The sequence below is a fragment of the Kitasatospora sp. NPDC054939 genome (genome assembly GCF_053610105.1).
Map to the genome: position 1 here is coordinate 1 of NZ_JBSGXP010000108.1, position 12270 is coordinate 12270.

General features: G+C 75.9%; 11 protein-coding genes. 5 read left to right on the forward strand and 6 right to left on the reverse strand.

Features of this window, described 5'->3' with window-relative positions; genetic code table 11:
* Nucleotides 1-31: 31 nt before the first annotated feature.
* Together ACWGB8_RS26525 and ACWGB8_RS26530 are read right to left on the reverse strand one after the other, a co-directional pair.
* A complete protein-coding gene (locus ACWGB8_RS26525) occupies nt 32-1810 on the reverse strand; it encodes an ABC transporter ATP-binding protein (RefSeq protein WP_452216111.1) in 1779 nt (592 codons plus the stop codon).
* Between the two features lie 20 nt (nt 1811-1830).
* Nucleotides 1831-3525, reverse strand: coding sequence for an ABC transporter ATP-binding protein (locus tag ACWGB8_RS26530; protein WP_452216112.1), 1695 nt, complete (start codon nt 3523-3525; stop codon nt 1831-1833).
* A 193-nt stretch (nt 3526-3718) separates the two neighbouring features.
* Here ACWGB8_RS26530 and ACWGB8_RS26535 point away from each other — a divergent pair, with 193 nt between their 5' ends.
* From ACWGB8_RS26535 to ACWGB8_RS26545, 3 genes are read left to right on the forward strand one after another with little or no spacing between them, the layout of a single operon-like run.
* Nucleotides 3719-4789 (forward strand): FecCD family ABC transporter permease, encoded by a 1071-nt coding sequence (locus tag ACWGB8_RS26535; protein WP_452216113.1) that lies wholly within the window; start codon nt 3719-3721, stop codon nt 4787-4789.
* The gene (locus ACWGB8_RS26540; protein WP_452216114.1) at nt 4786-5913 is read left to right on the forward strand and encodes a FecCD family ABC transporter permease; all 1128 of its coding nucleotides are present in this window, start codon (nt 4786-4788) and stop codon (nt 5911-5913) included. The genes ACWGB8_RS26535 and ACWGB8_RS26540 overlap by 4 nt, the downstream gene beginning before the upstream one ends.
* A complete protein-coding gene (locus ACWGB8_RS26545; protein ID WP_452216115.1) occupies nt 5910-6749 on the forward strand; it encodes an ABC transporter ATP-binding protein in 840 nt (279 codons plus the stop codon). Before ACWGB8_RS26540 ends, ACWGB8_RS26545 begins: the two co-directional genes overlap by 4 nt.
* Nucleotides 6750-6836: 87 nt before the next feature.
* Here the strand turns inward: ACWGB8_RS26545 and ACWGB8_RS26550 are convergent, their stop codons facing one another.
* Nucleotides 6837-7271: a MarR family winged helix-turn-helix transcriptional regulator gene (locus tag ACWGB8_RS26550; protein ID WP_452216116.1), complete on the reverse strand. Its 435-nt coding sequence runs from the start codon at nt 7269-7271 to the stop codon at nt 6837-6839.
* 357 nt (nt 7272-7628) lie between these two features.
* On the opposite strand from ACWGB8_RS26550, the gene ACWGB8_RS26555 reads away from it, so the two are divergent.
* Nucleotides 7629-8075, forward strand: a complete 447-nt coding sequence (locus ACWGB8_RS26555; RefSeq protein ID WP_452216117.1) for an anthrone oxygenase family protein — start codon at nt 7629-7631, stop codon at nt 8073-8075.
* Between the two features lie 63 nt (nt 8076-8138).
* Here the strand turns inward: ACWGB8_RS26555 and ACWGB8_RS26560 are convergent, their stop codons facing one another.
* Together ACWGB8_RS26560 and ACWGB8_RS26565 are read right to left on the reverse strand one after the other, a co-directional pair.
* The gene (locus ACWGB8_RS26560) at nt 8139-8747 is read right to left on the reverse strand and encodes a GNAT family N-acetyltransferase (protein ID WP_452216118.1); all 609 of its coding nucleotides are present in this window, start codon (nt 8745-8747) and stop codon (nt 8139-8141) included.
* 158 nt (nt 8748-8905) lie between these two features.
* Nucleotides 8906-9892, reverse strand: coding sequence for an NAD-dependent epimerase/dehydratase family protein (locus ACWGB8_RS26565; protein ID WP_452216119.1), 987 nt, complete (start codon nt 9890-9892; stop codon nt 8906-8908).
* Between the two features lie 306 nt (nt 9893-10198).
* Here ACWGB8_RS26565 and ACWGB8_RS26570 point away from each other — a divergent pair, with 306 nt between their 5' ends.
* The gene (locus ACWGB8_RS26570) at nt 10199-10834 is read left to right on the forward strand and encodes a hypothetical protein (RefSeq protein WP_452216120.1); all 636 of its coding nucleotides are present in this window, start codon (nt 10199-10201) and stop codon (nt 10832-10834) included.
* 194 nt (nt 10835-11028) lie between these two features.
* On the opposite strand, the gene ACWGB8_RS26575 is transcribed toward ACWGB8_RS26570, so the two are convergent.
* The gene (locus ACWGB8_RS26575) at nt 11029-11895 is read right to left on the reverse strand and encodes a glutathione S-transferase C-terminal domain-containing protein (protein ID WP_452216121.1); all 867 of its coding nucleotides are present in this window, start codon (nt 11893-11895) and stop codon (nt 11029-11031) included.
* Nucleotides 11896-12270: the final 375 nt, after the last annotated feature.

Sequence of the window (12270 nt, forward strand, 5' to 3'; positions counted from 1 at the left end):
GCGGACGGGGCACGGGCGTGCGGCGGCCCGGTCAGCCGTCCGCGGGGCGGTTCGCCGACCAGGCCGACCAGAGCTCGGCGTAGCGCCCGCCGGCGGCCACCAGGGCGTCGTGGGTGCCGGTCTCGGCGACCTTGCCGTGGTCGAGGACGACGATCCGGTCCGCGCCGGCCGCCTGGGTGAGCCGGTGCGCCACGACCAGCGCGGTGCGGCCCTCCAGCGCCCGGTCGGCCGCCGCCTCCAGGACCCGGGCGCCGGCGCTGCCGGCGTCCGCGGTCGCCTCGTCGAGGATGGCCACCGGGGGATCGGTGAGCACCAGCCGGGCCAGCGCCAGGTGCTGGGCCTGGGCGACGGTCAGCCGGTGCCCGCCCTCGCCCACCACGGTCGCCAGGCCCTCGGGCAGGGCGAGCGCCCACTCCAGGGCGCCGACCCGGTCGAGGGCCGCGTGCAGGTCCTCGTCCGTCGCCCCGGGCCGGGCGAGCCGCAGGTCGTCGGCGAGCGGCCCGGCGAATACGTGCACCTCCTGGCTGATCAGGGCGACGGCGCTGCGGACGCCGTCGGGGCCGAGGTCCCGGATGTCGGCCCCGCCGACGGCGACCGTGCCGCCGGTGGGCCGGTGGATGCCGGCGATCAGCTTGGCCAGGGTGGTCTTCCCCGCGCCGCTGGCGCCGACCAGGGCCACCCGCTCCCCGTCGCGCACCTCGAGGTCGACCCCGCGCAGCACCGGGTGGCCGGGCTGGTACTCGTGGTCCAGCGAGGCCACCCGGACCGAGCCGTCCACCGCGGTGGCGGGCTGCTCGGGCCCGCGCTCGGCGGGCAGTTCGGAGACGCCGACCAGCCGGGCCAGGCTGGCGCCGGCGGACTGCGCGTCGTCGATCAGCACCAGCGCGGCGTTGATCGGGTTGAAGAGGCTGTGGAAGTACAGCGCGGCGGCGGTCGCCGTCCCGATGCTCGCCGCTCCGCTGTCCACCAGGTAGAAGCCCGCCACCAGCACCGCCGCGAGACCGGTGAACTCGGCGGCGTTCAGCCGGGAGAAGAAGCCGGTGACCAGCCGGATGCCGCGCAGGCCCAGGTCCACGGCGGCCCCTGAGCGTCGCTCGACCAGCTCCACATGGCGGTCGGTCAGCCGGAAGGCGCGCACCGTGCGGACGCCTCCGATGCTGTCCAGCAGCTGCTGCTGCAGCGCGCCGGTGGCCACCCGGTGCGCCGCGTACACCGGGATCGCCCGCGGCAGGTACCAGCGCACCGTCAGCACCTGGATGGGCGCGGCGACCAGCACGGCGAGCAGGAAGCGCCAGTCCAGAACGGCCAGGCCGACCAGGGTCAGCGCGATCGTCAGGACGGAGCGGCTGAACTCCGGCAGCGCCTGGCGGACCGTCCGGGCGATCAGCGTGACGTCGCCGGTGACCCGGGAGGTGAGGTCGCCGGCGCCGGCCTTCTCGACCCGCTCCAGCGGCAGCAGCAGGGCCCGTTCGACGAAGCGCTCGCGCAGGTCGGCCAGCACCGTCTCGCCGACCCGGGCGACCAGCGAGCTGCCGACCGCGGTCGCCGCGCCGCGGGCGACGGCCACCGTCACCAGCAGCACCATCGGGACGGTCAGGGCGCCCGCGCCGCGGTGCTCGACGACCAGGTCGACGATGTGGCCGAGCAGCGGCGCGGTGAGCAGCCCGATCCCGGTGCCCAGCACCAGCATGCCGAGCGCCCCGGCGGCGGCCGCCCGGTGGTGGCGCAGCACGGCACGGACCGCGGCGAGGGTGCGGGCGCCGGAGGCGATCGGCAGCAGTTCGCGTTCGGTCGGGCCGGCGGCGGTCATGCGGTCTCCCTCGGGGGCGGTCATGCCAGCACCGCCGAACGGTAGGCCGGGTCGGCGGCGGCGAGGTCGGCGTGCCGTCCGGTGGCGGCCACGGAGCCGCCGTCGAGCACCACGACCCGGTCGGTCACGGCCAGCAGCGCCGGGCTGGTGGTGACCAGCACGGTGGTGCGCCCGCGGCGGACCTCCTTCAGCCGGGCGGCGATCACGGACTCGGTCACGGTGTCCACCGCGGTGGTCGGGTCGTGCAGGACGAGCACCGGCGGGTCGGCGGCCAGCGCGCGGGCGAGCGCGACGCGTTGGCGCTGCCCGCCGGAGAGCGAGCGGCCCTGTTCGGTGAGCGCGGTGTCCAGCCCGTCGGGCAGGGCGGCGGCCACCTCGTCGGCGGTCGCGGCGGCCAGGGCGGCCCGGGCCGCCGCGTCGTCCGTCGAGCCGGTCCGGACGTTGTCGAGCACGCTGCCCTCGAACAGGTCGGCGTCGTGGTCGGCGACCAGGACGGCCCGCCGGGCGTCCACCGGGTGCAGTTCGGCGAGCGGCACCCCGTCGAGCTCCACCGAGCCCTCGGCCGGGTCGGCCTCGCGGGCCAGACAGCGCAGCAGGTCGCTTGCGGCGGCGGTGTCCTGGGCCACCACGCCGACCACGCTGCCGGCCGCCACGGTCAGGTCCACGCCCCGGAGCGTCCCGTAGGAGAGGGCGCGCAGCCGCAGGGTGCCGGCGCCGCCGGCGGGCAGCGCGGCCGACCCCTCCGCCACCGCGGGCGGTGCCGAGAGCACCTCGGCGATCCGGCCGGCCGAGGCCCGGCCCTGCGCGAACTCGCCGTTGACGTAGGTGAGCAGCTGGAAGGGGCCGAGCAGGAACTGGGCCAGCCCGACCGCGGCGACGAGTTCGCCGACGCTGATCGCGCCGTCCATCGCCAGGTGCGCGCCGACCAGGGCGATGGCGACGATGAAGCTGCCGGTCAGGGCGAGCAGGGCGCCGTCGTGCCAGGCCCGGCTGGTGGCGGCGCGCAGGGCGGCGTCCAGGGAGTCGCGGCTGGTGCGGCGGTAGCGGGCGACGGCGGCCGGCTCGGCCCCGATGCCCTTGAGCACCCGCAGGCCCGCGACCAGGTCGGCGGCCACGCCCGAGGCGTGCGCGGCGCGTTCCTGCTCGGCGCCGCTGCGCCGCTCCAGCGGGAGGCTGATGCGGTGCCCGAGCCAGAGCAGCGGGGGGATGCCGAGCAGGACCAGTAGGCCGAGCGGCACCGAGATCCGCAGCAGCAGCACCGCGCTGACGACCAGCCCGACCACCGCCGAGATCCCGTACGGCAGGACGGTGGCGACGCCGCCGACCCGCTTGGCGTCGCCGGTGGCGATGCTGGCGAGGGCGCCGGGCAGCCGGTCGGCGTCGGCGCCGCCGCGCGGGTCGAGGACGCGGGCGCCGAGTTCGGAGCGCAGCCCGTGCGCGGCGAGCTCGCCGGCCTTCTCGGCGGTCCGAGCACCCGTGCGGTAACAGGTCGACAGGACGAGGAACAGGACGGCCAGGACGACCAGCCAGTGGACCAGCGACCCGCCGGACCCGGTGGCCACCGCGCGGTCGATCACCGCGCCGATGACCACGGGGACGAGTGCCTCGCAGGTCTGGTGCGTCGTTCCGAGCAGTGACGCCCCGACGACGAGGCGGCGCCGGCCGACCACGGCCCTCCGGAGGACATCACCCCCCGACAATCCTCCAGTGAGCATGGGCACCTCCGCGAACGAACCTTCCGGCAATAGTTAGGTAAGCCTACTCTAACTTGCACATATGCCCTGCGGCTATTGGTCGTTGAGCTCCCATGTCAAGGACTCGACCCTGCGCGCGGACGTTGACCCCGCCTCCGGGATTCGGTTAGCCTCACCTAAGTTCAATGGCGGCTCTCCAAGGGGGCGGTGTTCGGTGGCGGTCGGAACCCAATCGGCAACCGAGACCTCCGCGGACCCCGACCCACCCGCCGCCGGGCGACGCCGGAACGCCGCCCTGCTGCGCACCGCCGGTGCCCTGGCCGCGGCCGCGGCGCTGCTCCTGGTCTGCCTGCTCAGCATCTGGGTCGGCACCCGCGGTCTCCCCTTCGGCTCCACCTGGCACGTCCTCTGGCACAACGACGGATCCACCGCCGCGGTTGTCGTCCACGACTACCGCATTCCGCGGACCGTCCTCGGCCTGCTCGTCGGCGCCGCGCTCGGCGTCTCCGGCGCCCTGATGCAGGCCCTCACCCGCAACCCGCTCGCCGACCCCGGTCTGCTCGGCGTCAGCCTCGGCGCCTCCACCGGCGTGGTCGCCGCGATCGCCTTCCTCGGCATCGGCACCGTCCTCGGCCAACTCTGGTTCGCCCTCGCGGGTGCCGCCGTCGCCGCCGTCGCCGTCTACCTGCTGGGCTCCGCCGGCCGGGCCCCCGCCACCCCCGAACGGCTGGTCGTCGCCGGAGCGGCCATGACCGCCGTCCTCTACGCCTTCAACTCCGCCGTCCTGCTGCTCGACCCGGAGGCCTTCGACGAGTTCCGCTTCTGGACCGTCGGCTCGCTCGCCGGCCGCAACTACTCCGTGGTGTCGGTGATCCTGCCGCTCGTCGCCGTCGGCCTGCTCATCGCGCTCGCCCTGGCCCGCTCGCTCAACGCCCTCGCCATGGGCGACCAGGTCGGCCGGGCCCTGGGCGTCGACGTCGGCCGCACCCGGGTGTTCGGCGCCGTCGCCGTCGTCCTGCTCTGCGGCGCCGCGACCGCCGCGGCCGGCCCGATCGCCTTCGTCGGCCTCGCCGTCCCGCACGTCGCCCGGTTCGTCGTCGGCCCCGACCAGCGCTGGGTGCTCGGCTACTCGCTGCTGCTCGCCCCGACCCTGCTGGTCGGCTCCGACGTCGCCGGCCGGGTGATCGGCGCCCCCGGCGAGGTGCAGGTCGGCATCGTCACCGCCTTCCTCGGGGCACCCCTGTTCATCGCGCTCTGCCGCCGCCGGAAGCTGGTGATGCTGTGAACCGCCACCCGGCCGCCGCCGCCCTCGACGCCGCTGCGGCCGCCGCTGCGCCGGACGCCACTGCGCCGGCCGCGCCTCCGCGGATCGTCAGCGGCCGACCGCTGCGCAGCCGCAACGGCCGGCTGGCGCTGCTCCTCGACGCCCGCGCCCTCGCCGTCGGCGCCGCCCTGCTGGCCGTCCTGCTCGCCGTCGCCGCGCTCACCCTCACCACCGGCGACTACCCGCTCGCGGTCTCCGAGGTCGTCGACGTCCTCACCGGCCACGGCTCCCCGGGCGCCGAATTCATCGTCAACACCCTGCGCCTGCCGAGGCTGCTCACCGCGACGGCGGTCGGCGCCGCCCTCGCCGTCAGCGGAGCCGTGCTGCAGAGCCTCTCCCGCAACCCGCTCGGCAGCCCGGACGTCATCGGCTTCACCAACGGCTCCGCCACCGGCGCGCTGCTCGTCATCGTCCTGGTGAACGGCAGCATGACCCAGATCGCCGCCGGCGCCCTCGTCGGCGGACTGGCCACCGCGGTCGCCGTCTACCTGCTCGCCTACACCGGCGGACTGCAGGGCTTCCGGCTCGTCGTGGTCGGCATCGGGGTCAGCGCCCTGCTGCTCGCCGTCAACTCCTACCTGATCACCCGGGCCACCCTCCAGGAGGCGATGGCCGCCCAGAGCTGGCTGATCGGCACCCTCAACAGCCGCGGCTGGAACCAGGCGATCGTCGTCGGCACCGCGCTCGCCCTGCTGCTGCCGGTCGCCCTGCACCACGCGCGCCGGATGTCGATGCTGGAGATGGGCGACGACGCCGCCACCGCCCTCGGCGTGGACGTGCGCCGCAGCCGGCTGGTCCTGCTCCTGGTCGCCGTCGCGCTCGCCGCCGTCGCCACCGCCGCGACCGGGCCGATCTGGTTCGTCGCCCTCGCCGCCCCCCAGGTCGCCCGCCGGCTCACCCGCACCTCCGGGCCCGGACTGCTCTCCGCCGCCCTGCTCGGGGCCGCCCTGCTGGCCGCGGGCGACCTCGCCGTCCAGCGGGTCTTCGCCCCCGCGATCCTCCCCGTCGGCACCGCCACCGGCACCGTCGGCGGCCTCTACCTGATCTGGCTGCTCGTCACCGAATCCCGAAAGAACCGGACATGACCGTACCGCGCACGGCACCGGCCCGGCTGCGGGCCGAGGGGCTCACCCTCCGCTACGACCGCCGCACCGTCGCCACCGACCTCGGCGTGACCATCCCCGACCACTCCTTCACCGTCATCATCGGCCCGAACGCCTGCGGCAAGTCCACCCTGCTCAAGGCGCTCGCCCGGATGCTCCGACCGGTCGCCGGCCAGGTCTGGCTGGACGGCGCGGCCATCTCCGCCTACCGCACCCGCGAGGTCGCCCGGCGGCTCGGCCTGCTCCCGCAGACCTCCACCGCGCCCAACGGCATCACCGTCGGCGACCTGGTCGCCCGGGGCCGCTACCCGCACCAGCGCCTGCTGCGCCAGTGGTCCGCCGAGGACGAGACCGCCGTCGCCGAGGCGATGCGCCTCACCGGCGTGCTGGACCTCGCGGACCGGCCGGTGGACGACCTCTCGGGCGGCCAGCGGCAGCGGGTGTGGCTCTCCATGGTGCTGGCCCAGCAGACCCCGCTGCTGCTGCTGGACGAGCCCACCACCTTCCTCGACATCGCCCACCAGTACGAGGTGCTGGACCTGTGCGCCGACCTCAACGAGCAGAAGGGGTACACCGTCGTCGCGGTGCTGCACGACCTCAACCAGGCCTGCCGCTACGCCACCGACCTGGTGGTGATGCGCCCCGGCGGCGTGATCGCGGCCGAGGGCGCGCCGGGCGAGGTGATGACCGCCGACCTGGTCGAGGAGGTGTTCGGACTGCCGTGCCGGGTCGTCGCGGACCCGGAGACCGGCACCCCGATGGTCGTCCGGACCGCCCGGGGCCGGTCCGCGCCGGTGGCGGCCAAGGCGCTGGGGTGACGCGGCGCCCGTGGCGGCCATGGGCGCTGCGGGCGGTCGTCGCGGGGGCGGTCTTCGTGCGGGCGGTCGTCGCGGGGGCGCCGCGGGTCAGGTGATGTGCTGGTGGAGCCGGTGGAGCAGCGACGTCAGCAGGGTGCGCTCGATGGCGGTCAGCGGTGCCAGCACGTCCTCGTCCACGGCGGCCAGTTCGGCGGTGATCAGGCCCAGTTCGGCGCGCCCGGCGGGGGTGATGGTGACGTCGACCCGGCGGCGGTCGCCGGGGTGCGGGCTGCACTCGACCTGTCCGGCCTGCACCAGGTCGTTGACGATCTTCACGATATCGCTGGGCGAGATGTCCAGCCGGGAGGCGAGTTCGCTCTTGGAGTGCGGACCGAAGTCGGACAGTGCGGCCAGGATCGACACGTGCCACAGCCGCAGGTCGCGTTCGGCCAGGCGTTCGGCCAGTCGGCCGCGGGCGATCTTGCCGGTCCGGGAGAGCAGGTAGCTGCTGAGCGTCAGCAGGCTCGCAGGTGCTTCGTTCATCGCGGCGAGCAGTCCCCTTCCCCGGTCCCCGGCGGTCCGCTCCCGCTCTTGGTAGTTGCTTAGGTTAGCCTACCCAAATCTGTTGGGGAAGCCCGCCTTCGTGAATCGCCCCAGGCATCGTTGGTGTGCATAGCGGGCGGCGGTGGGGCGTTCCCGACGGCCTGTCGCCCGGCTTCGCGCCTCCCCGGCACCTGCTCGAACCCGGCGCTCGCGCCGCACTCGACATGACGCCTTGTCGACATGTGACGGCCTGTCGCGTGGGCGCGGATCTAGCAGCGCTAGACGAGGGAGCGACGCTCTGCTAGTTTCGAACCACAATCTAGCAGCGCTAGATGCCGCGGAATCCGGGAGGGGAACATGCAGAACGCACTCGCCGTCGTCACGGTGGTCGTCGTCGGGCTGATGGTGGGGGTGGAGTTCGCGGTGGCGGCGTTCGTCAACCCGATCCTCGACCGGCTGCCGGACAACGGCGGTCTCGCGGCGCGCAGCGACGGGGCCCGGGTCCTCGGCCGGGTGATGCCGTTCTGGTACATCGGCTCGGTCGTGCTCGGGGCGGCCTGGGCGGCGGCCTCCTGGGGCGAGCGACCGGCGGGCCTGGTGGTGACGGCCGCCGGACTGCTCGTGCTGAGCGTGGTGATGTCGGTCGCGCTGCTGGTGCCGATCAACTCCCGTGCCGCGCAGTGGACGCGCGAGTCGGCGCCGGCGGACTGGCGGGAGCAGCTCGGTCGCTGGGACCGGCTCCACTTCGTGCGGGTCGCCGTCATCGTCGCGGCGTTCGTCCTGCTGGTCGTCGCCCTGGTCTGACCCGCCGGGGCGGGCCGCAGCCGTCCGCCCGCCGGACTGCGGCCCGCAGATGCGGACGGTCCGTCAGGCGCCGTCGGGGCGGCGGGGCTCGCGCCGCATCGCCCACAGCGTCGGTCCGCCGCCCGGCAGTCGGACCTCGCCCAGGACGCTGAAGCCGAAGTGCTCGTAGACCGGCAGGTTGGCCTGCTTCGAGGACTCCAGGTAGACGGGCAGGCCCGCGGCGTCGGCCCTGGCCAGGCCCGAGCGCAGCAGTGCGGAACCGTGCCCCCGGCCCCGGCCGTCGGGGTCGGAGCCGATCACCGCGAGGTACCAGTGCGGCTCCTGCGGGCCGTGCTCGGCGGCGGCCGCGACGGCCTCCCGCAGCAGCGGGGCGCGGTCGCCGGTGATCTCCTCCAGTTCCCGCAGGGTCTCCGCGTCCGGAACGGCCTTCGCCTGCGCCTCCGGCGGCACCCAGAAGGCGGCAGCCAGCCCGGTGCGCTCGCAGACCCCGTAACGCCCGTACTGGCGGGTGAAGATGGTGGTGAAGTAGCGGCTCACGCCGTCCTCGGGCGCGGTGTCGCGGGGGAGGAACCAGCGCACCATCGGGTCGTCGTCGAAGGCGCGGGTCAGGATCCGGCTGATCGCCGGGGCATCGTCGGCCGTCGCGGCCGTCGGTATGTTCGTGGTCGACATACCGGTCATTCTGTGCACTGCTTATCTCCCGCGGAACGGCGGGGTCCGCCCCGGCCACCGGCCCGTGCGGAGGCTCGCCGTACCGCAGTTGTCCGACCGTCAGCCGCAGCCCGGGCACTGGTCCGCGCGCCGGTGCCGAACAGCGGCTGACGGCCCGGTCACCGCAGGGCGTCCAGGAGTGCGCGCTCGCGTTCGGGGCTGAGGCCGGCCCGGCGGGGGCGGTCCAGGCCCTCCGCACGCTCCCACTGCAGGGTGTCGGCCAGCAGCTCCGCGCGGGGGCGGTGCCGCAGTCCGGCGGCGCGGGCCGCCGCCCCGCTGCGGGCGCAGAAGCCGGCCCACTCCGGGGCGGCCACCCACATGGCGAGCGACTCCGGGCCCATGAACCACCCGACCTCCTGCTCCGCCAGCCAGTCGGCACCCGCCTCGACCAGCGGACCGGTGTGCCCGCCGACCTCGCGGGACAGCGCCAGCCACTCCCGGAACGGGACGACCGGGCCGACCGCGTCGTAGGTGCCGGTGGTCCGCCGCTCCGCGCTGTCGAGCAGCCAGGCCGCCAGGTCGCGGGCGTCCACCACCTGGGTGGGGACGTCCGACTCCGCGGGCACCAGCAACGGTGCCAGCGGCTCGCGGGCCGCCCGGCCGACCCAGTACCCGGAGCGCCCGGTGTGGTCGCCGGGCCCGCCGATCAGCCCGGCCCGGGCGATGAGCAGCCGGTCGCCGACGAGCTCCCGCAGGGCGTTCTCGCAGGCCACCTTGGCCTCGCCGTACTGCTCGCGGTCGGCCTCGTCCCCGGTGACCGGCGGGAGCAGGGCGGCCGATTCGTCCGCGCCCGCCTCGGCGTGCTCGGCGTAGGCGCTGACCGAGGAGACGTACGTCCAGTGCGCGGCCCGCCCGCCGAGCGCGGCCGCCGCGGCGCGGACGAACCCGGGCTGCCAGGACACCTCGACGACGGCGTCCCAGGTCCGCTCGGCCAGCGCCGCGTACGCCCCCGGGTCGCGCCGGTCGGCGGCGACCAGTTCCGCACCCTCGGCGGCCTCCCCGCTCTCGCCGCGGGCGAGGCAGGTCACCCGGTGCCCCCTCGCCAGTGCCTGCCGCGCGACCTCGCGGCCCACCCATGCCGTTCCGCCCAGTACCAGGATCTCCATCCGCCCACTCAAGCACGCACGGCGGTCGCGGGCACCCCGGCTTCGCGCAGAGCGGAGCGGCGCGGGCGCCCGGCTGCCCGGTCCGTCCGCGGCACCGGTGCCGGCCCGGTGCGCCGCAGCCGGTTCGTGCCCGGCCCGGCGCGGAACCGGGCCGGGCACGGGGCGCATCTCTGCGGGAGGGCCGGGGGGTTGGGCGCCGCAGCCGCCGGGCATCGCGGCAACGGGGCACCGCCGTCGGACGACCGCCCCCGCGCCGATCGTTCGACGCGCCGACCGTCCGACGCCCCGCTACCAGGGGGGTTCACCGTGCCGACACGTTGGAGCTGGCTGGAGGTGTCCACCGGCCGCCGCCCGCGGTCCACCGGGGACCGCCGCCGCGGCGCACACTTCGAGACCGTCGAGGCGGCCCGGGCCGATCTGCAGCGCCACCTGGACCGCACCGCCGCCGAGGACCGGGAGGCCGCCGCCGCAGCCGCCCGGCTGCGCACCAGGCCCGCCGCCGCCCGCAACCTGCTGCTGCGCCGCCGCGGTTGGACGCTCTACGCGATACCCGACCCCCTCCCGCCGGAGGAGGCCGCGCGGCGCGCGGAGGTGCGCCTGCACAACCTGCTGCGGCGCGAGGCGTCCACCGGCGCCATCGTGGCCGGCTTCCTGCTCGTGCTGCTGATCAGCGGAGCCGGCCTGGTGCAGTCCGGGATCGCCAAACTCGGCCAGGACACGCCCCGGTGCCACGGCAACCCGATGCACCCCGGCGACATCTGCAAGCCCAAGCCGGGGGCCGTCCTCACCGACGGCATGCCCGCCCCCTCCTCGACGACGTACGACGAGCAGCTGCACAACCTCGTCCGGGAGGGCTGGACCACCATCGTCCTGGGGCTGGTCCTGCTCACCTTCTTCCTGGTGGCGGCCGTCCGCCGGATCCGGCGCGGGCCCGCCCGCTGACCCCGGGCGGGCGCGCGGGCGGGGGTGGGCCCAGCGGTCGGCGGAGGGGCGCCCAGGCGAGCCCGGGCGCTGCTGCACCGCCCGGCGGCCACCGGACGGTACGGCCCCCGCCGCCCGCCGAGCGGACCCACCCGTGCGACCCCGGCCCCGGCCGGGGTCGCACGGCGTTCCCCGCCCGGGGGCCGAACGCCCCCTCAGCCCGCCCGGCGCACCGGGTCCGGGGCGGCGTGGCCGGTCCAGTCGACCACCTGCATCGCGGCCCCGGCGGCCTCCTGCCCGCGGCAGGCGGCGTGGTGGCGCAGGGCGATGCCCGCCAGGTCGAGGTGCCGGCCGAAGGCGGGCCGGCCGGCCAGCCGGCGGGCGTAGTCCCACACCCGGGGGTGCTCGGCGATCCGGTGGACGGCGGCGGCGTCCAGGTGCCAGCGGTGCACGGTGTCCAGCTGCACCAGCGCCACCCAGAACAGCACGTCCGCCAGCGTCGGCTCGTCGCCCACCAGGAACTCCCGGCCGTCCAGCCGCTGTTCGGCCGAGGACAGCCCGGACAGCAGGCTGCGCAGGGCGGTCTCGCGGGCCTCCGGGGTGCTGTCGGCCCGGCCCGCGCGCTGCGCCGGGTCGGTGATGCTCCGCTCGCACAGCTGCCCCACCGCCCCGATGGCGCTCTGCGCGCCGTCCGGGTAGAGGTCGGGGCCGGGCCCGCGGAAGCGCTGCGCCAGGTCGACCAGGATGCCGGCGGCGTCGGTGCTGACGACCCGTCCGCTCCAGTCGTCGCTGAGCACCGGCGGGGCGGCCGGCCCGCTGTGGCGCCGGGCGCTCGCCGCGTACAGCTGGCGCAGCGCCAGGTAGCCGCCGTCGTCGGCGTCGGGCAGCGCGGGCAGCAGGGTGACGGGGAGGGTGTCGTCGAGTCCCAGCAGGCTGTGGGCGACGGCGAGGCGCAGGCCGTCCGGACAGGAGAGGGCGAGGTGGAGCCGGTAGCGGAACGGCACGGGGTAGTAGCCGCTGCGGGCGTCGTGGCCGATCCGGCCGCGGAAGGGGGGCACGGCGGAGGAGGGCGAGGCGGACATGAGTCTCCCGGACTTCGGCAGCACGCGGGCAGGCGCGCCGCGGACGGGTGGAGGGTGGAGGACGGAACCCAGGAGGGCCGGAATGCAGGAGGGACGGGCCCCCGGTGGGAAAGAACCCGGCGGGGAAGGAACCCGGGAGGGACGGAACGCCGTCGCCGCGGTCGCAGCGGCGGGGGCCTTCCGAGCGGGGCCGCCCGGCACGGGGACCGAAGGGTCGGCCGGCCGGACGGTCAGGCGGCGGCGCGGGGAGGGGTCACCCGTGCCATGCTGCTGCACACGCGCTGCAGGTCGATGTGGCGGCGGCAGGTGAGCACCGGCAGGTGCCGGACAGCACGGTCCGTGCCATCGGCGACCGACTCCGTGTGCCTCACGGCC

What these genes read in the sequence shown, in the direction of transcription:
- ACWGB8_RS26525 (WP_452216111.1), bottom strand. Translation starts at nt 1,810, where the DNA reads ATGACCGCCGCCGGCCCGACCGAACGCGAACTGCTGCCGATCGCCTCC.
- ACWGB8_RS26530 (WP_452216112.1), bottom strand. Translation starts at nt 3,525, where the DNA reads ATGCTCACTGGAGGATTGTCGGGGGGTGATGTCCTCCGGAGGGCCGTG.
- ACWGB8_RS26545 (WP_452216115.1), top strand. Translation starts at nt 5,910, where the DNA reads ATGACCGTACCGCGCACGGCACCGGCCCGGCTGCGGGCCGAGGGGCTC.
- ACWGB8_RS26550 (WP_452216116.1), bottom strand. Translation starts at nt 7,271, where the DNA reads ATGAACGAAGCACCTGCGAGCCTGCTGACGCTCAGCAGCTACCTGCTC.
- ACWGB8_RS26555 (WP_452216117.1), top strand. Translation starts at nt 7,629, where the DNA reads ATGCAGAACGCACTCGCCGTCGTCACGGTGGTCGTCGTCGGGCTGATG.
- ACWGB8_RS26560 (WP_452216118.1), bottom strand. Translation starts at nt 8,747, where the DNA reads ATGTCGACCACGAACATACCGACGGCCGCGACGGCCGACGATGCCCCG.
- ACWGB8_RS26565 (WP_452216119.1), bottom strand. Translation starts at nt 9,892, where the DNA reads ATGGAGATCCTGGTACTGGGCGGAACGGCATGGGTGGGCCGCGAGGTC.
- ACWGB8_RS26575 (WP_452216121.1), bottom strand. Translation starts at nt 11,895, where the DNA reads ATGTCCGCCTCGCCCTCCTCCGCCGTGCCCCCCTTCCGCGGCCGGATC.